General features: G+C 48.4%; 19 protein-coding genes. 6 read left to right on the top strand and 13 right to left on the bottom strand.

The window, feature by feature from the left end; translation table 11 throughout:
- Positions 1-5: 5 nt before the first annotated feature.
- Positions 6-905, bottom strand: a complete 900-nt coding sequence (gene lldR / locus SHEWANA3_RS05805) for a LysR family transcriptional regulator LldR (RefSeq protein ID WP_011716209.1) — start codon at positions 903-905, stop codon at positions 6-8.
- A 276-nt stretch (positions 906-1,181) separates the two neighbouring features.
- Here lldR and SHEWANA3_RS05800 point away from each other — a divergent pair, with 276 nt between their 5' ends.
- The 3 genes from SHEWANA3_RS05800 (at position 1,182) to SHEWANA3_RS05790 (ending at position 5,223) form a co-directional block, all read left to right on the top strand.
- Complete coding sequence (locus SHEWANA3_RS05800; protein WP_011716208.1) at positions 1,182-2,144, top strand: AEC family transporter; 963 nt, start codon at positions 1,182-1,184, stop codon at positions 2,142-2,144.
- A gap of 129 nt (positions 2,145-2,273) precedes the next feature.
- Positions 2,274-3,932, top strand: coding sequence for a DNA repair protein RecN (gene recN, locus SHEWANA3_RS05795; protein WP_011716207.1), 1,659 nt, complete (start codon positions 2,274-2,276; stop codon positions 3,930-3,932).
- 415 nt (positions 3,933-4,347) lie between these two features.
- Positions 4,348-5,223 carry a universal stress protein gene (locus SHEWANA3_RS05790; protein ID WP_011716206.1) on the top strand — a complete coding sequence of 292 codons (876 nt, stop codon included), beginning with the start codon at positions 4,348-4,350 and terminating at the stop codon, positions 5,221-5,223.
- 70 nt (positions 5,224-5,293) lie between these two features.
- On the opposite strand, the gene SHEWANA3_RS05785 is transcribed toward SHEWANA3_RS05790, so the two are convergent.
- From SHEWANA3_RS05785 to glyA, 9 genes are all read right to left on the bottom strand, one after another.
- Entirely contained in the window at positions 5,294-5,788 is a 495-nt protein-coding gene (locus tag SHEWANA3_RS05785) for a phosphatidylglycerophosphatase A (protein WP_011716205.1), read from the bottom strand.
- A complete protein-coding gene (gene thiL / locus SHEWANA3_RS05780) occupies positions 5,788-6,744 on the bottom strand; it encodes a thiamine-phosphate kinase (RefSeq protein ID WP_011716204.1) in 957 nt (318 codons plus the stop codon). Before thiL ends, SHEWANA3_RS05785 begins: the two co-directional genes overlap by 1 nt.
- 78 nt (positions 6,745-6,822) lie before the next feature.
- A complete protein-coding gene (gene nusB / locus SHEWANA3_RS05775; RefSeq protein ID WP_011621889.1) occupies positions 6,823-7,227 on the bottom strand; it encodes a transcription antitermination factor NusB in 405 nt (134 codons plus the stop codon).
- Positions 7,228-7,241: 14 nt separating this feature from the next.
- Positions 7,242-7,718 (bottom strand): 6,7-dimethyl-8-ribityllumazine synthase, encoded by a 477-nt coding sequence (gene ribE, locus SHEWANA3_RS05770; RefSeq protein WP_041412575.1) that lies wholly within the window; start codon positions 7,716-7,718, stop codon positions 7,242-7,244.
- 139 nt (positions 7,719-7,857) lie between these two features.
- Complete coding sequence (ribBA, locus tag SHEWANA3_RS05765; protein ID WP_011716202.1) at positions 7,858-8,961, bottom strand: bifunctional 3,4-dihydroxy-2-butanone-4-phosphate synthase/GTP cyclohydrolase II; 1,104 nt, start codon at positions 8,959-8,961, stop codon at positions 7,858-7,860.
- 67 nt (positions 8,962-9,028) lie between these two features.
- Entirely contained in the window at positions 9,029-9,685 is a 657-nt protein-coding gene (locus SHEWANA3_RS05760) for a riboflavin synthase (RefSeq protein ID WP_011716201.1), read from the bottom strand.
- 7 nt (positions 9,686-9,692) lie between these two features.
- A complete protein-coding gene (gene ribD / locus SHEWANA3_RS05755; RefSeq protein ID WP_011716200.1) occupies positions 9,693-10,838 on the bottom strand; it encodes a bifunctional diaminohydroxyphosphoribosylaminopyrimidine deaminase/5-amino-6-(5-phosphoribosylamino)uracil reductase RibD in 1,146 nt (381 codons plus the stop codon).
- Between the two features lie 75 nt (positions 10,839-10,913).
- The gene (gene nrdR / locus SHEWANA3_RS05750) at positions 10,914-11,363 is read right to left on the bottom strand and encodes a transcriptional regulator NrdR (RefSeq protein ID WP_011073317.1); all 450 of its coding nucleotides are present in this window, start codon (positions 11,361-11,363) and stop codon (positions 10,914-10,916) included.
- 210 nt (positions 11,364-11,573) lie between these two features.
- On the bottom strand, positions 11,574-12,827 hold the full coding sequence (glyA, locus tag SHEWANA3_RS05745) for a serine hydroxymethyltransferase (protein ID WP_011625551.1): 1,254 nt from the start codon (positions 12,825-12,827) through the stop codon (positions 11,574-11,576).
- Positions 12,828-13,017: 190 nt separating this feature from the next.
- Here glyA and ettA point away from each other — a divergent pair, with 190 nt between their 5' ends.
- Positions 13,018-14,685: an energy-dependent translational throttle protein EttA gene (gene ettA, locus SHEWANA3_RS05740; RefSeq protein WP_011716199.1), complete on the top strand. Its 1,668-nt coding sequence runs from the start codon at positions 13,018-13,020 to the stop codon at positions 14,683-14,685.
- 75 nt (positions 14,686-14,760) lie between these two features.
- On the opposite strand, the gene SHEWANA3_RS05735 is transcribed toward ettA, so the two are convergent.
- Together SHEWANA3_RS05735 and SHEWANA3_RS05730 are read right to left on the bottom strand one after the other, a co-directional pair.
- Positions 14,761-15,768 (bottom strand): TIGR00341 family protein, encoded by a 1,008-nt coding sequence (locus SHEWANA3_RS05735; protein WP_011716198.1) that lies wholly within the window; start codon positions 15,766-15,768, stop codon positions 14,761-14,763.
- A 264-nt stretch (positions 15,769-16,032) separates the two neighbouring features.
- Positions 16,033-16,956 (bottom strand): LysR family transcriptional regulator, encoded by a 924-nt coding sequence (locus SHEWANA3_RS05730; protein WP_011716197.1) that lies wholly within the window; start codon positions 16,954-16,956, stop codon positions 16,033-16,035.
- A gap of 187 nt (positions 16,957-17,143) precedes the next feature.
- Here SHEWANA3_RS05730 and SHEWANA3_RS05725 point away from each other — a divergent pair, with 187 nt between their 5' ends.
- A complete protein-coding gene (locus tag SHEWANA3_RS05725; RefSeq protein WP_011716196.1) occupies positions 17,144-18,043 on the top strand; it encodes an MBL fold metallo-hydrolase in 900 nt (299 codons plus the stop codon).
- A gap of 112 nt (positions 18,044-18,155) precedes the next feature.
- Positions 18,156-18,809: a DsbA family protein gene (locus SHEWANA3_RS05720; RefSeq protein WP_011716195.1), complete on the top strand. Its 654-nt coding sequence runs from the start codon at positions 18,156-18,158 to the stop codon at positions 18,807-18,809.
- 128 nt (positions 18,810-18,937) lie between these two features.
- Here the strand turns inward: SHEWANA3_RS05720 and SHEWANA3_RS05715 are convergent, their stop codons facing one another.
- Positions 18,938-19,258: a TapY2 family type IVa secretion system protein gene (locus SHEWANA3_RS05715; protein WP_244096600.1), complete on the bottom strand. Its 321-nt coding sequence runs from the start codon at positions 19,256-19,258 to the stop codon at positions 18,938-18,940.
- Positions 19,259-19,295 lie beyond the last annotated feature (37 nt).

The raw sequence follows: 19,295 nt of genomic DNA, 5'->3' as shown, positions 1-19,295 counted from the left end.
CGAGCTTAAATCATCGAAAACAGCTCGGGCGCCTTAGACTGCATAAACTCTATAAATACTTTTACCTTTAGCGGCTGCTGACTCCGCTGGTGATACAAAATCGATATTCTGCGCTGCTCACCTATCCATTCGGGCAAGAGTACTTTTAACTGTCCCTCTTTAATCTGCTGTTTTACAAATAATTCTGGGCCATAGAGAATGCCGCCGTGATCGAGAGTCGCCTGAATCGCCCCGTGTAGATCCGTGAGCGTGAGTTTTGTCGGGCCATTAAAATAAAACGACTCGCCATTCGAGTGCTTTAAGTGCCAGTTAAACAGTGGCCACACTTTAATTAACTGATGGGCTTCAAGATCATCGGGATGGGTTAACTTAGGCGCCGAGGCTAAATATTCCGGCGTCGCAAACAGGCGGTAATCGAGTTCGCCTAAGGTGCTCGACACCCAAGAGGAATCGGGCTGGGCACCGCCCACAATCGCCACATCGATCCCTTTATCGATCAAATCCACCAACTCATTGCTTTGGGAAATATGCAGGCGAATATCGGGATATAAACGCCCAAATTCGTTCAGTGCACGGATAAAGATGATGGAGATAATCGAAATCGGCGCAGCTATTCGCAATGTTCCTTCGGGCTTATCACTGCCAACACCACTGAGTTCATCAAATTGGGCAATGACACTCTGGTAGCGTTGAAATAAAGCTAGACCTTCTTCGGTTAACCGCAGCTTACGAGTGCTACGCATAAACAATTGCTTATCGAGTTTCTCCTCAAGTTTGGCCAGCTTGCGGCTCACAGTGGCGATGGGCATATCGAGCTCTTTAGCCGCTTGGGAAAAACTCCCCGCATTCACTAAATGCACAAACAGATAAATTAACTGCAGCTCGGCGCCTATATCATCAGCCATTTTCTATCCCAATTGTTTATGTGAGTGCTTGCATTCAGACTATGCACTAACTCATTGTGTTTTAAACGTAGAATTATTCACTTCTACGACCATAGCGCAATAGCCTCTAGGGGGAATGCTATGCTATTTTGCTAACAGATTTACTGCGCTAGCGCCGATTATCGTCAATTCGCTGAAATAACATCCCAACCGATCTCACCTTGGCGGCTTGAATGAAATCAAGCATCACTAAGGCTATCTCGCGGGATAAGCAACACAAAAGGATGAGTGAGGGTCATGAACATTTTAACCCCTCTGTTTGCCGTCTTCGGGATCATGCTACTGGGCACACTAGTGCAAAAACTGCGCTTTCTTCCAGTAGAAACAGACCAAGTACTCAATCAATATGTTTACTATATTGCGTTTCCTGCCATCCTGTTGATAGCACTGGCGCAGCAGCCCATTGAAGAGATCCTACAGTGGGGGTTTATCGCCGGCTACAGCGCAGCCATGCTGGTGATTTACCTCGTTTGTATCGGCATATCCCTGCTGGCTAACCCTAAACAACATGCGATTGCCGCCGTGCGCGCCTTAAATGCCACTTTTGGTAATACCGCATTTATTGGTATTCCACTCCTTATCATCTTATTTCCCCAACAACAAAGCGCCTTAGTTGCCGCTGCGATTGCCAGTTTATTATCCGTACTCATGTTTGCCGTGGCCTTGGTCTCGCTAGAACTCGCCACCAATAAACAACGACAACATCACGCCGCGGTGATCATGTTGTTAGCCGTGGTGAAAAACCCAATTGTGATAGGTTGCTTTATTGGCGTGGCCATTTCGGCATTAGGGATAACTCTCCCCTCCGGTTTGGCAATGATGATCCAGCAGATAGGCAATACGTCCAGTCCCTGCGCCCTCTTTGCCGTCGGCATGGTGTTGGCGAAAGCTATGCGCTATCAAAAAGATAGCAAGGTCTTTAGCCTGACAAACTTTATCGAACTGAGCCTTATCAACCTGTTTAAACTTATCCTGCAACCCGCCTTGGTTTACTTCATGTTAAAAGGCGTGGGTGTCACGGGCGACTATCTCGTTATGGGCGTCATCCTTAGCGCCTTACCCACGGCGGCAAGTGTCTATCTGTTGGCTCAGCGCTATAACACTCAAGCCTCCAGCAGTGCCCAAGGGATACTCTTTGGTACCATAGTGACCTTTTTCAGCTTACCCATTCTGGAACAACTAGTTAAAACCTATTCATAAACAAATAATTAGATTTTATGATATAGCGACATGTCGAATATTCACCCAAAGCCACTTTACTGTATATAAATTCAGTATATACTGTTTATCAATACAGTGATTTGGTAAGTTTTTCGACAGGAACTCACTATGCTTTGCCAACTCAGCATCAACAATTTCGCTATCGTACGTTTCCTTGAATTGGACTTTCGCCCCGGAATGACCAGCATTACTGGTGAGACTGGCGCGGGGAAATCCATCGCCATCGACGCCCTAGGTTTGTGCCTAGGCAACCGTGCCGATGCCAGCAGTGTTCGTCCTGGCGCGAGCAAAACCGAAGTCAGTGCCCGATTTTCACTCGAGGATGTGCCTCTGGCAAAACGCTGGCTCGAAGATAACGATCTCGAACTCGATGATGAGTGTATTCTGCGTCGAACCATTGGCAGTGACGGCCGCTCACGCGCCTATATCAATGGCAATCCCGTTCCTTTGACTCAGTTAAAATTACTGGGCCAATTGCTGGTGGGGATCCATGGCCAGCACGCCCACCATGCAATGTTAAAGAGTGAACATCAGCTCACCTTACTCGATAGCTACGCCAATCACAGGCTACTGATAGACACTGTCGCAGCAAGCTATCAGCGCTGTAAACAAATCGAAGCAGAACTCAAGCAATTAGAAGCCTCACAGCAGGAACGTATCGCCCGTAAACAACTGGTGCAATATCAAGTTGAAGAGTTAGATGAGTTTGATCTCAAGGTGGGAGAGTTTGAAGAGATTGAACAGGAACACAAACGCCTAGCAAACGGCACCGAGTTGGTTGATAGCTGCCAAGCCAGCCTGTTTTTGCTCACCGATGGTGAAGAGAGCAATATCGAGTCACTGCTGAATAAAGCCGTTGGCCTTGCAGAGAATTTGCAAAGCTATGATCCCGCATTAACCAATGTCAGCACTATGCTGAACGAGGCGCTTATTCAAGTACAAGAGAGCGCAGGCGAATTGCAGCACTACCTAAGTAAACTTGAACTCGACCCCGCGCATTTTGCCTATTTAGAGGAAAGACTCTCTAAAGCCATGCAACTGGCCCGTAAGCACCATGTTAGCCCAGACAAATTAGCCGAGCATCATCTCGCCCTCAAGTCAGAACTCACCACACTCGATGATGATGAAAATAAGCTAGAAGATATCCAACGCCAAGTGGAGGCCAGTAAAGTGGCCTACCTCGCTAACGCGCAAAAGCTGAGTCAGAGCCGCGCCCGTTACGCGAAAGAGTTGGATAAGTTGGTGACTCAATCCATCCACGAACTCAATATGCCTAAGGGTAAGTTCACCATTGAAGTGAATTTCAACCCAGAAATCATATCGATGAATGGCAGCGATAATATTGAGTTTATGGTTACCACCAACCCAGGTCAGCCATTACAACCTATATCTAGGGTTGCCTCAGGCGGCGAATTGTCACGTATAGGCCTTGGTATTCAAGTCATTACCGCGAAAAAGGTTGCCACTCCGACACTTATTTTCGACGAGGTGGATGTTGGGATCTCGGGCCCCACCGCAGCCGTGGTTGGACGTATGCTACGTAGCCTTGGCGAATCGACCCAAGTGCTGTGTGTGACCCATTTACCGCAAGTTGCCGGTAATGGCCATCAACATATGTTTGTGAATAAATTCAACAAGGCGGGAAGTACTGAAACTACTATGACGCCTTTAGATAGGGAACAACGCATCCAAGAGCTCGCCAGATTACTCGGTGGCGATACGATTACCACCAACACCTTAGCCAATGCACGGGAGTTATTGCAGTAGTCATTCGCTTAATCCTGTAAATGAAGGTGTACACATAATGAAGGTTCTGAGAGAGCCTTCATTTTTTATTGTGCAGAATAATTATCCAAGCTAAAGCATAAATAATATTAAATTTTAGAATACGTTAGAATATTCAAACAACCTAATATCTAAATACTCGATACCAAATACCCTCTGATGATAACAATCACCCTTAGTGAAGGGTGAATGAATAAATTTTTATATAAATAGGCATGATTATAAAAAAATATTCGAAAGCACTATCGTGGATTAAGGTAACTACATGATATTTAATTATTAACTTTAGTTAGATTATTATCGGCTAGATTGCAAATTTAATAGCGATAATTAATATTACCGTATGAGCCCTATTTTCCTAGACTTAATTACCTCTCAGGTCAATAGGAGTTTTAGCATGCCTTTCCAGCATATTCTCGCGGCGGTGGATGAATCAGTTCCCCCCAACGCGGTTCTAAAAAAGTCCGTCGTATTGGCCAGGAAATGCCACGCATCGTTAACTATCCTAAAAGTGAAACGAACCCACAATTTTAATCTTAATCTGTTATTTCATAGAGATAAGTCTAAGATAATGCCTGATGACAGGCGAAAGCCTATCTTGGCCTATCCCGATAAACAATATCCAATCCGTATAAAGGAATGCCTTTCCCATTCAATTCATAATGCTATCGTCAATGAATGTAGCCAGTTAGATTACGACCTCATCATCGTCAGTCATAAATTCTATCCACCTTTCTTCAGTGAATTTTTAATTGCAGATGAATGGCAATTACTGAGATTGCCTAATATTCCGGTGATGTTTGTCGATCTTGAAGATTGGCACGAAAATGGTCACGTACTCACCGCCCTTGAACTAGACAATGAAAATACCAGTCACCTTGATTTTAATGAAACGCTGATAGAAGAAAGTAAACGGATTGCAACCTTGCTATCTAATGATCTGCACTTAATTAACAGTTACTTGCCCGATCCCTTCTATATGAGCTTTAATCAACAGCCACAAGAGCAACTCTGTGAACGGGACAAATATAAGGCAAGACTCACCACAGTGGCACGGCAGCATAATCTCAACACACGCAACTTACACATTGAAGAAGGCTTGCCCGAAGATACTATTGCCAAGGAAGCACGTAGACTTAACGTTAATATGCTGGTGATGGGCAGCGCCGAACGCAAAGGCATGTTGAGCGCATTCAAAGGTAATGCGGCGCGAAATATCATTAACAAACTGCGAACCGATCTCTTTATTGTCAAACCGAGACATCCGCATTAAAACATCAATACAAACAAAAGCCGCCTTTAGTCTTCACTAACGGCGGCTTAATTAACACCAATCGCTTTCGTTAATGGATAAAAGCCGCCAGGGCCTGCACACCAATAAGCGCAAAAATGCCTGCTAATACATCGTCTATCATAATGCCAAAGCCGCCTTCGACCTTGGCATCGAGCCAACGAATTGGCCAAGGCTTGATGATGTCAAAGAGACGAAACAGCACAAAACCAACGACTAACCAGAGCACTCCGGCTGGCGCGGCAACCATAGTGATTAATAGACCCGCCACTTCATCCCAAACGATTGCACCATGGTCATGTACGCCCATGTCTTTAGCAGCTTTATCGCAGATATAAATCCCCGCGAGTACGCATACTAAGGTCACAACTAAATACCAACTTAAGGGCAATTGAGCCAATAACAAATAGAGCGGAACTGCCGCCAAGGTGCCAAAGGTGCCGGGGGCCTTAGCCGCTAAACCGCTGCCAAAGCCTAAAGCTAAAAAATGGATCGGATTTTTAAGAGACAGGCGCGACAGCGCCTGATCTTGGGATAACAACTTCATTAAAAATGCTCAAAACCATGATATGGCGGCGTAAAGGGCTCACCATTGAGTTGCAACTTAAGTTTACTGCCCGCGCAAATTTGCCCAACCCGCACAAACTTAGTCCCAGCGTGGCTCAACGCCGTTTCTAACGCACCTTTTTGCGCCTCTGGCACGGTAAAGAGCAGCTCGTAATCCTCGCCCCCTGTTAGCGCATAACCTAAGGCATGCTCTTCGCTCACGGTATCTTGCATGGCGCGGGACAACGGAATCGTGCCCACATCCACAACCGCGCCTACCTGCGATGCTTTGAGGATATGGCCAATGTCGGAGATAAAACCGTCGGATAAGTCGATGGCACTGGATGCCAAAGACCGTAACGACTGACCCGCTAACACTCGAGGCGTCGGACGATAATGGCGATTGATTAAGAACTCTTTATGCTCCGCACGCGCATGCTGCACACCACGGATCAAATCCAGACCTAAAGCCGAATCACCGAGTGTACCGGTCACATAAATCCAGTCACCCGCTTTTGCACCGTGGCGAGTCAGCGCCTTACCCTGCGGCACTTGCCCATGCACGGTAATGTTAATGGCTCTAGGGCCGCGGGTAGTATCGCCGCCAATAAGGGCAATACCATAGTATTCCGCCGCTTCGAAGAGTCCCTCACTAAAACCACTCAGCCAGGCTTCGTTAACCTCTGGTAAGGTAAGCGCAAGCGTCATCCAAGCAGGCTCAGCCCCCATGGCCGCTAAATCGGAAAGATTCACTGCTAAGGCTTTGTAACCTAAGGCTTGTGGGGGAATATCGGGGAAGAAGTGAACGTTTTCGACTAAGGTATCGCAGGAGATGGCGATCGACTTGTTTTCGGCGGGCTGCACTAGGGCACAATCATCGCCAATACTCAGTTTGACATCACGGCGCGTGGGGCCGCGGTGATTGAAATAACATTCAATAAGTTGGAATTCTTTCACTGTACAGTTTGGCGCGACTCACATCGGCCACCTTTGTTAGCAATGAAAAACGGTATCCTAAGATACCGTTTGTCCTTATTACTTACGTGCAACCAGTTTGTCGAGTAATCCATTAACAAACTTATGGCTTTCATCCGCACCGAAAGCTTTAGCCAGTTCAATCGCCTCGTTAATCGCGACTTTGAACGGCACATCTTTACGGAAAGTCAGCTCATAGGCCGCTAAGCGAACTATGGCCTTCTCCACTGGCGACACCTCATCAATGGGGCGGTCTAAGTGTGGAATGAACAACTCATCCAGTTGGGTTTTCTTAGTTGCTACGCCTGCAAATAGCTCACGAAAATAAGCTACATCAACACCGTCGAGGCTCTGTTCAGTTAAAAACTCGTGCTCGACATCGGCAATATTATTCCCGCTTAGTTGCCATGAATAAATGGCTTGTACGGCTAAACGGCGGGCCTTGCGGCGCTCAGAAGGCTTCATTATTTTTCCTACTATTACAACTGTTGTTCTAGCTGTTGCAGAACATTGACCATTTCAAGCAAGCTTAGTGCAGCTTCGCCGCCCTTGTTACCTGCTTTAGTACCTGAACGCTCAATGGCTTGTTCAATGGTATCTGTCGTCAATACACCGAAGGCAACGGGCAGATCGAACTCTAATGCGATTTGAGCTAGACCTTTGTTACATTCACCTGCAACAAAATCAAAATGAGGGGTACCACCACGGATCACAGCACCAAGTGCGATGATACCGTCAAACTTACCACTTGCGGCAACACGACGTGCAGCCAGCGGTAACTCAACCGCACCAGGTACACGGACGACAGTGATGTTTTCATCACTGACTTGGCCAAAACGTTTCAGCGTGTCAAGTGCACTTTCAAGCAAGCTCTCAACTAAAAAGCTGTTAAAACGCGAAATTACAATCGCAACTTTGGCATTCTTCGCTTCGATATTACCTTGAACTACGTTCATTTTCTTACCTAATTTAGCTAAAGCACCCGGCTTGGGCGAAAAGTGGCGACATGATACCACAGTCAATCGCCCACAGCCCTATGCAAATTATACAAATGATTAATTTTACCTTAGTGCAACGTCTAACAAGCTCGGCCTGTTACTCCGCTACGTATTCAGTCACTTCAAGCCCAAAGCCAGAGAGCGAGTGATAACGCTTAGGCGAACTCAAGAGACGCATTTTGGTTACCCCAAGGCTGGCAAGGATTTGCGAACCTACACCCACGCGGCGTGAAGTGCCTTGCCATTTTGCAGAGGCTGGCGCTTGACCTTGATCTTCTGCTTCAAAGGCTTTGACTTTAGAGAGAATTTCACAGGTATGCTCTTGATTGCCCAGTAGCACCAACACTCCACCTTCGGCAGAAATGCGCTCCATGGCTTTTTCAAGCGGCCAGCTACGCTGCTGATCGCGCTCTGAGTGGAGTAAATCGTTGAAGGTATTTTGTAAGTGTACGCGCACTAAACAATCCGGTTTCACCTCGCCCTTCACTAAGGCAAAGTGCAGTTGATTGTCGATAGTATCCCTAAAGGTCACCATGTCGAACTCGCCAAAGCGGGTTGGCAGTTTACATTTGGCTTCGCGCACGACAGTGGTTTCTTTGGTGTTGCGGTATTCGATAAGCGCCGCAATAGTGCCGATTTTAATCCCGTGTAATTCAGAGAAAATCTCTAAATCGGGGCGACGAGCCATAGTGCCGTCTTCATTGAGGATCTCAACAATCACCCCCGATGGCTCAAGTCCTGCTAAACGGGCTAAATCACAACCCGCTTCCGTGTGACCTGCGCGGGTTAACACGCCGCCGTCCTGCGCCATTAATGGGAAGATATGACCAGGTTGTACTAAATCCGATGCCTTGGCATCTTTAGCCACGGCAGCTTTTACCGTTACAGCGCGATCGTGGGCCGAAATCCCGGTGGTTACACCTTCTGCCGCTTCAATCGATACCGTAAAGTTAGTCGAGAACTGCGCATTGTTATTAGTCACCATCAAGGGCAGGTTTAGCTGCTGACAACGGGCCTTAGTCATCGTTTGGCAGATAAGTCCACGGCCGTATTTCGCCATAAAGTTAATCGCTTCAGGCGTCACCAGCTCGGCCGCCATAATCAGGTCGCCTTCGTTTTCTCTGTCTTCGTCATCCATCAAAATAACCATTTTGCCTTGACGAATATCCTCGATGATCTCTTCTATACTGTGCAGCGCCATTGTAGGACCTTTATGATTTTACTGTTGTTATGAAATTCTATACCTAAGTGAGCTAAGTGCCAGTGCCCTAACGCACAAAGCCAGCACGGGCTAACATTTCCATGGTCACCCCACCGCCTTGGGTTTCTTTAGTATCAAAGCGCATTAAACGCTCTAAATAGCGGGCGATTAAATCCACTTCAATATTCACCTTATCGCCAGCTTTTAAATCCACCAGTGTGGTTTCACCCGCAGTATGAGGCACTATGGTTAAACGAAAACGGTGTCCATCGACTTCATTTACCGTCAGGCTCACACCATCGATGGTGATAGAACCTTTATGGGCGATATAGCGCGCCAGCTCAGTTGGCGCCGCTAACCAAAACTCGATTGCTTGGCCCCGGGCTAAACGCTGCTCTACGGTGGCAATGCCATCCACATGGCCGCTGACCATATGCCCGCCGAGGCGAGTTGTCGGGGTAACGGCTTTTTCAAGATTAACCTTAGTGCCCACTTTATAGTTAGCAAAGCCTGTGAGACTGACAGTTTCAGCCGACACATCCGCCACATAGCCGTCGGCTAATTGCTGAACCACAGTCAAACACACACCATTGGTGGCGATACTGTCGCCTAAACGCACATCGCTTAAATCCAGTTTGCCACTGGCGACCGTCAAACGAATATCATCGCCTTTACGTTCAAGCTTTCGCAGCGTGCCTACGGCCTCAATAATCCCAGTAAACATGGTTAACTCACTTATTCGCTAAAGATGGATTGGACGTGAGCCGCAAGGTGAAACGCATATCCGCGCCCACTTTACGCTCATCGACCAGTTTGAGGGTCGGAATATCGGCCATCATTTGATAATCGGGTAATTCGAGTAGATTACGTCCTTGTGCCCCAAGGATTTTCATCGCTTGATACAGCACTAACTCATCGGCTAATCCGTCACCGATAAAGGCGCCGGCTAAGGTCGCGCCCGCTTCGATAAGCACCTGATTACAGCTTTTGCCTAAATAGCTTAAGAGTGCAGGCAGCGAGATTCGACCATCAATCGCCGGTAATTGAAGACAAGTCACATGGGCAGGCAACTGCGCCATAAAGGCTGGCGAGTAAGGCTCTGTTGAGACTAATAAAATCGGCGATTCAATCGCAAGCAAGGCTGCCGTAATCGGCATGCGGCAACGACTATCTAAAATCACCCGCAGCGGTTGTAAAATTTGCGCTTCACTCAATTGCAAGTTAAGACTGCCAAGCTCTGAGTAGCGCACATTAAGCGAAGGGGCATCGGCCAGTACGGTTTCAATCCCAGTGACCAGTGCACAGGCGCGCAAACGTAAGCGCTGCACATCGCGGCGAGCTTCGGGGCCTGTAATCCACTTAGAGACACCGTTGGATAATGCGGTTTTACCATCGAGACTCGCGGCAAGCTTTACCGTCACCCAAGGTAAGCCCGATTCCATGCGCTTCATAAAACCAAGATTTAAAGCATAAGCTTCGTCGCGATGTAAGCCGACATCCACTTCAATGCCCGCATCGCGCAGCATTTGAATACCGCGACCACCGACCTGCGGATTGGGATCTTCAACCGCGACCACTACACGTTTTACACCAATATTGATCAGCGCCAAGGCACACGGCGGTGTGCGGCCATAATGGCTGCAAGGTTCTAAGGTGACATAGGCGGTCGCGCCACGGGCAAGCTCGCCAGCCATGCGCAGTGCATGCACCTCGGCGTGGGGCTCGCCGGCTTTTTGATGATAACCTTCACCGACAATCTGATTATCTTTTACGATAACGCAGCCCACACTGGGATTGGGGCGAGTGGTATAAAAACCTTTGCGAGCCAGTTGTATGGCTCGGCTCATCATCTGGTTATCGAGTTCTGACCAATTCATATAAACCCTATGAAATCTTGAGGAAGCGTGCCCGAACAAGGCGCTAACCTAAGCACTAACCTAAGATAACCCACGTTACTTTTGCAGTTTCGCAATCGCCTCACCAAATTCGGAGACGTCTTCAAAGGCGCGATAAACCGAGGCAAAACGAATATAGGCAACCTTATCTAGGCTCATTAACTGTTCCATCATCAAGTTACCTATCATCTCGGATGGCACTTCGCGCTCACCAGTAGCCCGCAGCGTTGACTTGATTTTACTTAAGGCCTGCTCGATTTCATCCATAGACACGGGGCGCTTTTCGACCGCGCGTAACATACCTGCTTGCAGCTTTTCTTCATCGAAGGGTTGGCGCGTACCATCGCGTTTAATCACCCGTGGCATGACTAATTCTGCCCCTTCGAAGGTAGTAAATCTTTCGTGGCATTCGGTGCATTCTCGGCGACGACGCACTTGATGGCCTTCCGCCACTAATCGGGAATCGATCACTTTAGTATCTGTCGCGCTGCAAAATGGACAATGCATTGAGCCTCCTGCCGTGAATGGAATAAAGCCTATGGCTTTCGCTGTTTCTCGCTTAAACCGAGCGGGTTTAAGTCTAAGATTTTAGCAATAAAAATGGCCGCTTAATGCGGCCATGGGATTTTATCCTATTTATCGGCTGAGGTTAACCACCTGAGAGTAACACCCTAAGCAGTTGTGAACTCAGCCGTCATATTCAGATAAATTAACGAATTAACCGTAAACAGGGAAACGGGCGCACAGTGCCAATACTTGGCCTTTAACGCGCTCGATGACCGCTGGGTTGTGGGCATCGTCGAGGATGTCACAGATCCAACCGGTTAACTCTTTCGCTTCAGCTTCTTTAAAGCCACGGCGAGTGATCGCAGGCGTACCGATACGTACACCAGAGGTCACGAATGGAGAACGTGGGTCATTTGGCACAGAGTTTTTGTTTACTGTGATGTTGGCGCTACCTAAAGCGGCATCGGCTTCTTTACCAGTCAGGTCGCGACCGATTAAGTCCACCAGCATTAAGTGGTTGTCAGTACCGCCAGAAACGATCTTGTAACCGCGCTCTAAGAACACTTCAACCATGGCTTTAGCATTCTTAACCACTTGTTGTTGGTAAGCTTTGAACTCTGGCTCTAAAGCTTCTTTGAAGGCTACCGCTTTACCTGCGATAACGTGCATCAAAGGACCGCCTTGACCGCCTGGGAATACCGCAGAGTTCAGCTTCTTGTATAACTCTTCATCATCGGCAGCAGACAGAATGATACCGCCACGAGGACCGGCTAAGGTCTTGTGAGTGGTTGAGGTCACAACGTGCGCGTGTGGCACTGGGTTTGGATACACACCAGCGGCGATAAGACCCGCAACGTGCGCCATGTCGACAAACAGGTAAGCACCGATTTTGTCTGCAATTTCGCGCATTCTTGCCCAGTCAACGATGCCTGAGTAAGCAGAGAAACCACCGATCATCATCTTAGGCTTATGTTCAACCGCCAGACGTTCCATTTCGTCATAGTCGATTTTGCCTGATTCATCGATGCCGTAAGGAATGATGTTGTACAGTCTACCGGAGAAGTTTACTGGCGAACCGTGGGTCAAGTGACCACCGTGAGCGAGGTTCATACCTAAAACGGTATCGCCTGGTTTTAACAATGCCATGTAAACGGCGCTGTTTGCTTGAGAACCTGAGTGAGGTTGCACGTTTGCGTAAGTCGCACCAAACAATTGTTTTGCACGCTCAATCGCTAAGGTTTCAACTACGTCCACATACTCACAACCACCGTAGTAACGCTTGCCAGGATAACCTTCGGCGTACTTGTTGGTTAATTGTGAACCTTGCGCTTGCATCACGCGTGGACTGGTGTAGTTTTCAGAAGCAATCAGCTCAATATGCTCTTCTTGACGCAGAGTTTCGTTCTGAATTGCGTTGAACAGTTCCGGATCATAATCTGCGATATTCATATCTTTTTTCAGCATTGCTTACTCCAGCTGCCAATTCTTGTAGGTAGGGTTGCGCGGTATTCTACTCGTAACGAGCCGACAATCCCAGTCTCTGAAACATGAAAATCCTACAGTTTTACCTTGAACTCGCCTCAATGCCGAGTTGAGTTCGGCGCGCAATCGAGTAGAATTAGCCGCATCATTAGTCACTTATAGATGCAGAAAAATGGCTCAGTTTGTTTACAGCATGCTGCGGGTGGGCAAGGTTGTTCCTCCTAAGAAGCAGATCCTTAAAGACATTTCCTTAAGCTTTTTCCCCGGCGCTAAGATCGGTGTGTTAGGTCTTAACGGTTCAGGTAAATCCACCCTACTGCGCATCATGGCCGGTATCGATACCGAGATTGAGGGTGAAGCGCGCCCAATGCCAGGGCTGAAGATTGGTTATCTGCCGCAAGAACCGAAACTCGATCCGACGCAAACCGTGCGTGAAGCGATTGAAGAAGCGGTTTCTGAAGCCAAAAATGCCCTCAAACGCTTAGACGAAGTCTATGCGGCTTACGCCGATCCCGATGCGGACTTCGACGCACTAGCCAAAGAGCAAGGTGAACTCGAAGCTATCATTCAGGCGCAGGACGCCCACAATCTGGACAACATCCTCGAGCGTGCGGCGAATGCCCTGCGTCTACCTGATTGGGATGAGAAGATTGAAGTATTATCGGGTGGTGAGCGTCGCCGTGTGGCGATTTGTCGTCTGCTGCTGGAAAAACCAGAGATGCTGCTACTCGACGAACCCACCAACCACTTGGACGCCGAATCAGTCGCTTGGCTCGAGCACTTCCTGCAGGAATACTCGGGCACTGTTGTGGCGATTACCCACGACCGTTACTTCCTCGACAATGCTGCAGGCTGGATTTTAGAACTTGACCGTGGTGAGGGTATCCCATGGGAAGGCAACTACTCTTCATGGCTTGAGCAAAAAGATGCTCGCTTGAAGCAGGAATCTGCCGCAGAAAGCGCGCGTCAAAAGACCATTGCGAAAGAATTAGAATGGGTTCGCCAAGGCGCGAAAGGCCGTCAGTCTAAGGGCAAAGCCCGTATGGCGCGCTTCGAAGAGCTGAACACCACTGATTACCAAAAACGTAACGAAACCAACGAGCTGTTTATTCCGCCCGGACCGCGTTTAGGTGACAAAGTGATTGAGGTTAACAACTTAACCAAATCCTACGGTGACCGCGTTCTGATCGATAACCTGTCGTTCTCCATTCCTAAGGGCGCGATCGTCGGTATTATCGGTGCCAACGGTGCAGGTAAATCGACCCTGTTCCGCATGCTGTCTGGCAGCGAGCAGCCTGATAGCGGCACCATCGAGCTGGGTGAAACCGTGCAACTGGCGTCGGTTGAACAGTTCCGTGACTCGATGAATGACAAGAACACCATTTGGCAAGAAATTTCCGGTGGTCAAGACATCATGCGTATCAACAACATGGAAATCCCAAGCCGCGCCTATGTAGGCCGCTTCAACTTCCGTGGTGCGGATCAGCAAAAAGTTATCGGCACGCTGTCGGGCGGTGAGCGCAACCGTGTTCACTTAGCTAAACTGCTGCAGGCTGGCGGTAACGTACTGCTCCTCGACGAACCTACCAACGACTTAGACGTTGAAACCCTGCGCGCACTGGAAGAAGCGATTCTCGAATTCCCAGGTTGCGCTATGGTGATCTCGCACGACCGTTGGTTCTTAGACCGTATCGCGACCCATATTCTGGACTACCGCGACGAAGGCCAAGTGAACTTCTACGAAGGTAACTACACCGAATACTCGGCGTGGTTGAAGAACACCTATGGTGCCGATGTGGTTGAGCCACACCGCTTAAAATACAAGCGTATGACTAAGTAAGCGCGATGCGTTTACAGGTACAAATAAGCCCCGCAATTGCGGGGCTTTTCTTTGATACACAAAAGGTTATGCCGACTAATCCTGTTCCTGAATCGCTTTCACATCACCATCGCGGTCAATCACATCGACCTGAAAGTAACGCACGCGCACGGTCGCCGGTTTTACTTGCCCCGTCTGCGTCAACTCACTCTCCAGTAGTCGCACAAAGCTGGCATCTGGTTTTTTAATGCCGCCAACGGTGACCCGCACTATCCATTGACTCGCCTCTTCCTCAATCCCGACTTTAATCAACCGCATATTGGGGAACTTGAGTAACTGCTCGCTCACAATGCGAGTCACTTTGCTCTCATACAATTGCCTTGCCACCACATTATGCAGATTCACGCTGAGGGCGATAATCAAAATAACCAGCAGAATCAATGTAATGAAGTTACGTTTCAACAACTCCCACAGCGAGCTTTTTTGCCAAAAATAAAATCCGTGGAAACCGTTCAACCACAGCACAACCGAGGACACAAATTGGATGGCGACTATGTTGGTAAACGTCAGTAAGAAGGCACCTCGGGCGAGTTCAAAATTACCATGGCCTAGCAATATCGCCGAGGCACACAGGGGCGGCACTAATGCGGTAGCAATCGCAACCCCCACAAAGGAAGTACTTAACCGCGGCGAAATAGTCGCATAGGCGCCCGCTGCACCACCTGCAAACGCGACCATTAAATCGAGAAAGTTTGGCGCCGTTCTCGCCATGATCTCCGGCGTGATAGGAATATCGGAATGCAGAAAGCCAATTAAAAAGGCGGTGAAATAAACCAGAATACTCCCCACGATTAAACTTTTAATGGCATGGCGAACTAGCAGCTTTTCCCCTTCGACCAGTCCTAATGCCAAGCCTAAAATGGGGGAAAACAGCATAGCGACAATCATGGCGCCAATGACCACCGCTGCGCTGTTAGCCAAGAGTCCGTAGCTGGCGATGATGGCCGCTAGGGTGTTCATCGCCAAAAAGGGCACATCGAGCTGGGCATTAACGCGAATATTCGCGCGGGTAATTTCTTTGTGATCTTTAATATCTTCGCTCATATCGTCTGCTCAGCAAGGGAGGATGGGACCTAAGTTGCACATTTAAAACAAAAATATCCCAAACAATATAGCTGAACAGAAAATAGCCGCAATGGGGTTTAAGCGTCTGGCGCAAAATATAAATCGAAGGAAGGAGCTGGGTTGAATAACGATTCCGAAGTGACGTTAACCGAGTGACAGAGTCGAACGAACAACGCAACCCAGTCGCCGCTATCTCATAGAGATGCAAGCGCAAGTGCAAGTCGCGCATTCAAGATCACGCCCTTAAATTGCCCCATTAAAATGCTGCACTAGCATATCCATCATCACCCTTAATGCGGGCTGCATATGTTTGCGGGATTGATAAACCCCGTACACGCCTAGGGATTGAGGTTTGAATTCCCGCAGCAATGGCACTAATGCCCCCGAATCGAGGTGCGGTTTAGCCGCCCACAGGGGCTGCATGGCAATTCCCTCCCCCGCCAAAGTGGCGTTTAACACCACCATAGAGTCATTGGCACTTAGGTTGCCCTTCACCGGAATATTGAATATCTGCCCGACTTCCTGCGTTGGCGTTGCCTTCACGGCGATAGGCGTTTGAGTGAATCGCCACATCACATCGCCAAAGTAGGAATAGGTTAGGCAGTTATGCCGAGTTAAATCCTCGGGATGCGTGATGGCCGAATGGCTGGCAAGATAACTCGGTGCCGCGCACACCACAGACTCACACTCGCCTAAACGTCTGGCGATAAGCGTAGGGTCGAGTTCGTTGGTGATACGAATGGCAAGATCGATTCGTTCAGCCACTAAATCAACGGTTTGACTCGTCACATGAAAGTTCACACTCGCCTGCGGGTATTGTGCTAAATAAGGGCGCACGACGCTGGGGAGGAGTAAATGCGCCATAAATTGCGAGCAGCTGATCCGCAGTAGCCCTCGGGGCTGGGCACTCTGAGCATGACTTACCGCAGGGACTTCCTGCGCCAACTCAAGCAAACGCTGACAATAATCGAGCACCTGTTCACCCGCATCGGTCAGGCTCAAACGTCTTGTCGAACGGTGCAATAAACGGGCGCCCGACCATTCTTCCATCTCGGCCAAGTAACGGGTCACCATGGAGCGCGACATATCTAACGCCTCGGCGGCGCCAATCATGCTCCCCCGTTCGACAATAGTCACAAACACCTTTGCCGCTTCGAGTCTATCCATGGTTATTCTCCCTTGTGGATTAGCTTGCACTAGATTCTCGGCTTTCAACACCAATTCATCCGAATTATGCAACAAACAAGCGCAATTTTCCGTGTTTATCTAACGTTTTTTGCAACCTAAACTAAGCTCACTTTTGCAGCAGTGCAAATCACCGAATGCCTATTTGAATGAATAAGTGAGAACTGAAATGACACTATTGAATAACCTCAGCTTAGCCAGCTTCAAACCCCAATTCGCCGCTGCAATGTTGGTGGCAGGAATGGCTACGGCGCAGGCCGCACCTTTGCAAGTGAGCCATTTTAATCCGGGTGAAAACAGCATCTTTGCCGTGTCCTCCAGCTTTATCAGTGGCGAGCATGAAATGATGTTGGTCGATGCTCAGTTCCAAAAAAATGATGCCCAGACCTTAGTGAATACCATTAAGGCCAGCGGTAAAAAACTCACCTTGGTTTATATCAGCCACAGCGATCCTGACTTTTACTTTGGGTTGGATGTGATTAAGCAAAACTTTCCCGAGGTAGAAATCGTCGCCACCCAAACCACGGTCGATGATATTAAAGCCTCGATGGAGGGCAAACTCGCCTACTGGGGACCGATTTTAAAGGACAATGCGCCGAGCCAATTAGTGTTGCCAAAGGTGGTGACAACCAATAGCTTTAGTATCGACGGCGAACAAGTGCTGATTGAAGGTCTAGAGGATGCTCATCCTAAGCATACTTTCCTGTGGGTACCTTCGGCTAAGACCATCACTGGCGGAGTTGAAGTATTTGATAATACCCATGTTTGGATAGCTGATACCCAAAGTATCGAGTCTCGCCAGGCTTGGTTAGCCCATTTAGATAAAATGAGCGCCCTCTCCCCCGAAACAGTGATCCCTGGCCATTATCTTGGCAAAGCGAGATTTGATCAGCGCGCGATTAGCTTTACCCGCGACTATATTCATGCCTTTGAAAATGCGGCTAAAACAGCAAAAAATTCTGCGGACTTAATCGCCAAGATGCTCGCACTCTACCCACAAATCCCCAGCGATGTGGGCCTTGAGATCAGCGCCAAAGTGATTATGGGTGAAATGCGCTGGCCCATGTAAGCGCATCGGGGCACGGTATTCCCTGCCCCATTCATTCTGATGTAAGCCTCGGTTAGCACTCAAGCAAAAGCCAAAGCTCAGTTCAGTTAAGCCCGTTTTATAGGAAGTTCCCATGAATACCACTGAAAATCCACCAGCCGTTTTACATGCCATTATCGACCCTCTGTGCGGTTGGTGTTATGCGGCCGCACCGTTGTTTGATGCCGCAGCCGCTGCCGGATTTACCATTAAACTCCACGCAGGCGGCATGCTCACAGGCCCAAGACGCAAACAGATTGATAATCAATGGCGCGACTATGTAATGCCCCATGATCAGCGTATTGCCGCGCTAACCGGACAAGCCTTTGGTAAGAGCTACTATGAAGGCCTATTGCGTGACACCAGTATCCTATTGGATTCGGCGCCGCCCATCAGGGCGCTACTCGCTGTGGCCGCCTTAGGAGGCGATGATTTAGCCTACTTACATGCGGTGCAGCTCGCCCATTATCGCGATGGCAAGTGCGCGAGCGATGAAAACAACCTGCATCTTTTAGCGGAAAAATTGGGGATAGATGGCGCCGCCTTCGCCCGGGAATACGCCGAAAATGAAGAAGCCCTTTATCAACATATCGTCGCTTCGCGGGCATTAATGAATCAGCTCGGCGCCCAAGGGTTTCCCTCCGTGGCGCTAGAGACCGATGAAGGCCACTTAAAGCTTATCAATCACAGCCGCTTTTACGGTCAACCTTCGAAGTGGCTTGAATATCTGAAAGAGCAGCTATCCTAATCGGCAGCGTTCTTATCAAGTTGGTAATTAAAAGCATACGCCTTAGGAAGTTTACTACCTAAGGCGTAATATATTAGCCCTGAGTACAAAGCGATTTTCTAAGTCTTTTTAAATGCTTATAAAATCGGTTAACCTTGGTTTTCAGGAGCAAACTCGGCTTGCTTGGCCTCTTCGAGGGTAAAACTCTCCGTCTTTTTCACGCATTCCAGCACCGTCTTAACATAGAGCGCTATCGGCTTATCCTGCGGTAAACGGGGTAATTTTGTTCCGGGTAAAGACAGCTGATACTGCTCGACTTTAGATTCAAACCAGGAGAAACGCATCAATTTAACTCCTTGATTCGTTTCTAAATAGCATTTGTAATCCTGTCGCTTCTCTTTTTCTGTCGCCATCGCAGGCCATTGAAGCCCCCATAACAGCAACAGACAAACGGCACCATATTTCATCATCAAGCTATCACTCATATTGATTTATTAAGGCTTTGCG

Origin of the sequence: Shewanella sp. ANA-3 (assembly GCF_000203935.1) — a bacterium.
GTDB lineage: Bacteria > Pseudomonadota > Gammaproteobacteria > Enterobacterales > Shewanellaceae > Shewanella.
This window is presented reverse-complemented; position numbering and strand designations above follow the sequence as displayed.

Coding starts and splice junctions, on each gene's coding strand:
- lldR (WP_011716209.1), bottom strand. CDS start 905: ATGGCTGATGATATAGGCGCCGAGCTGCAGTTAATTTATCTGTTTGTG.
- SHEWANA3_RS05800 (WP_011716208.1), top strand. CDS start 1,182: ATGAACATTTTAACCCCTCTGTTTGCCGTCTTCGGGATCATGCTACTG.
- recN (WP_011716207.1), top strand. CDS start 2,274: ATGCTTTGCCAACTCAGCATCAACAATTTCGCTATCGTACGTTTCCTT.
- SHEWANA3_RS05790 (WP_011716206.1), top strand. CDS start 4,348: ATGCCTTTCCAGCATATTCTCGCGGCGGTGGATGAATCAGTTCCCCCC.
- SHEWANA3_RS05785 (WP_011716205.1), bottom strand. CDS start 5,788: ATGAAGTTGTTATCCCAAGATCAGGCGCTGTCGCGCCTGTCTCTTAAA.
- nusB (WP_011621889.1), bottom strand. CDS start 7,227: ATGAAGCCTTCTGAGCGCCGCAAGGCCCGCCGTTTAGCCGTACAAGCC.
- ribE (WP_041412575.1), bottom strand. CDS start 7,718: ATGAACGTAGTTCAAGGTAATATCGAAGCGAAGAATGCCAAAGTTGCG.
- ribBA (WP_011716202.1), bottom strand. CDS start 8,961: ATGGCGCTGCACAGTATAGAAGAGATCATCGAGGATATTCGTCAAGGC.
- SHEWANA3_RS05760 (WP_011716201.1), bottom strand. CDS start 9,685: ATGTTTACTGGGATTATTGAGGCCGTAGGCACGCTGCGAAAGCTTGAA.
- ribD (WP_011716200.1), bottom strand. CDS start 10,838: ATGAATTGGTCAGAACTCGATAACCAGATGATGAGCCGAGCCATACAA.
- nrdR (WP_011073317.1), bottom strand. CDS start 11,363: ATGCATTGTCCATTTTGCAGCGCGACAGATACTAAAGTGATCGATTCC.
- glyA (WP_011625551.1), bottom strand. CDS start 12,827: ATGCTGAAAAAAGATATGAATATCGCAGATTATGATCCGGAACTGTTC.
- ettA (WP_011716199.1), top strand. CDS start 13,018: ATGGCTCAGTTTGTTTACAGCATGCTGCGGGTGGGCAAGGTTGTTCCT.
- SHEWANA3_RS05735 (WP_011716198.1), bottom strand. CDS start 15,768: ATGAGCGAAGATATTAAAGATCACAAAGAAATTACCCGCGCGAATATT.
- SHEWANA3_RS05730 (WP_011716197.1), bottom strand. CDS start 16,956: ATGGATAGACTCGAAGCGGCAAAGGTGTTTGTGACTATTGTCGAACGG.
- SHEWANA3_RS05725 (WP_011716196.1), top strand. CDS start 17,144: ATGACACTATTGAATAACCTCAGCTTAGCCAGCTTCAAACCCCAATTC.
- SHEWANA3_RS05720 (WP_011716195.1), top strand. CDS start 18,156: ATGAATACCACTGAAAATCCACCAGCCGTTTTACATGCCATTATCGAC.
- SHEWANA3_RS05715 (WP_244096600.1), bottom strand. CDS start 19,258: ATGATGAAATATGGTGCCGTTTGTCTGTTGCTGTTATGGGGGCTTCAA.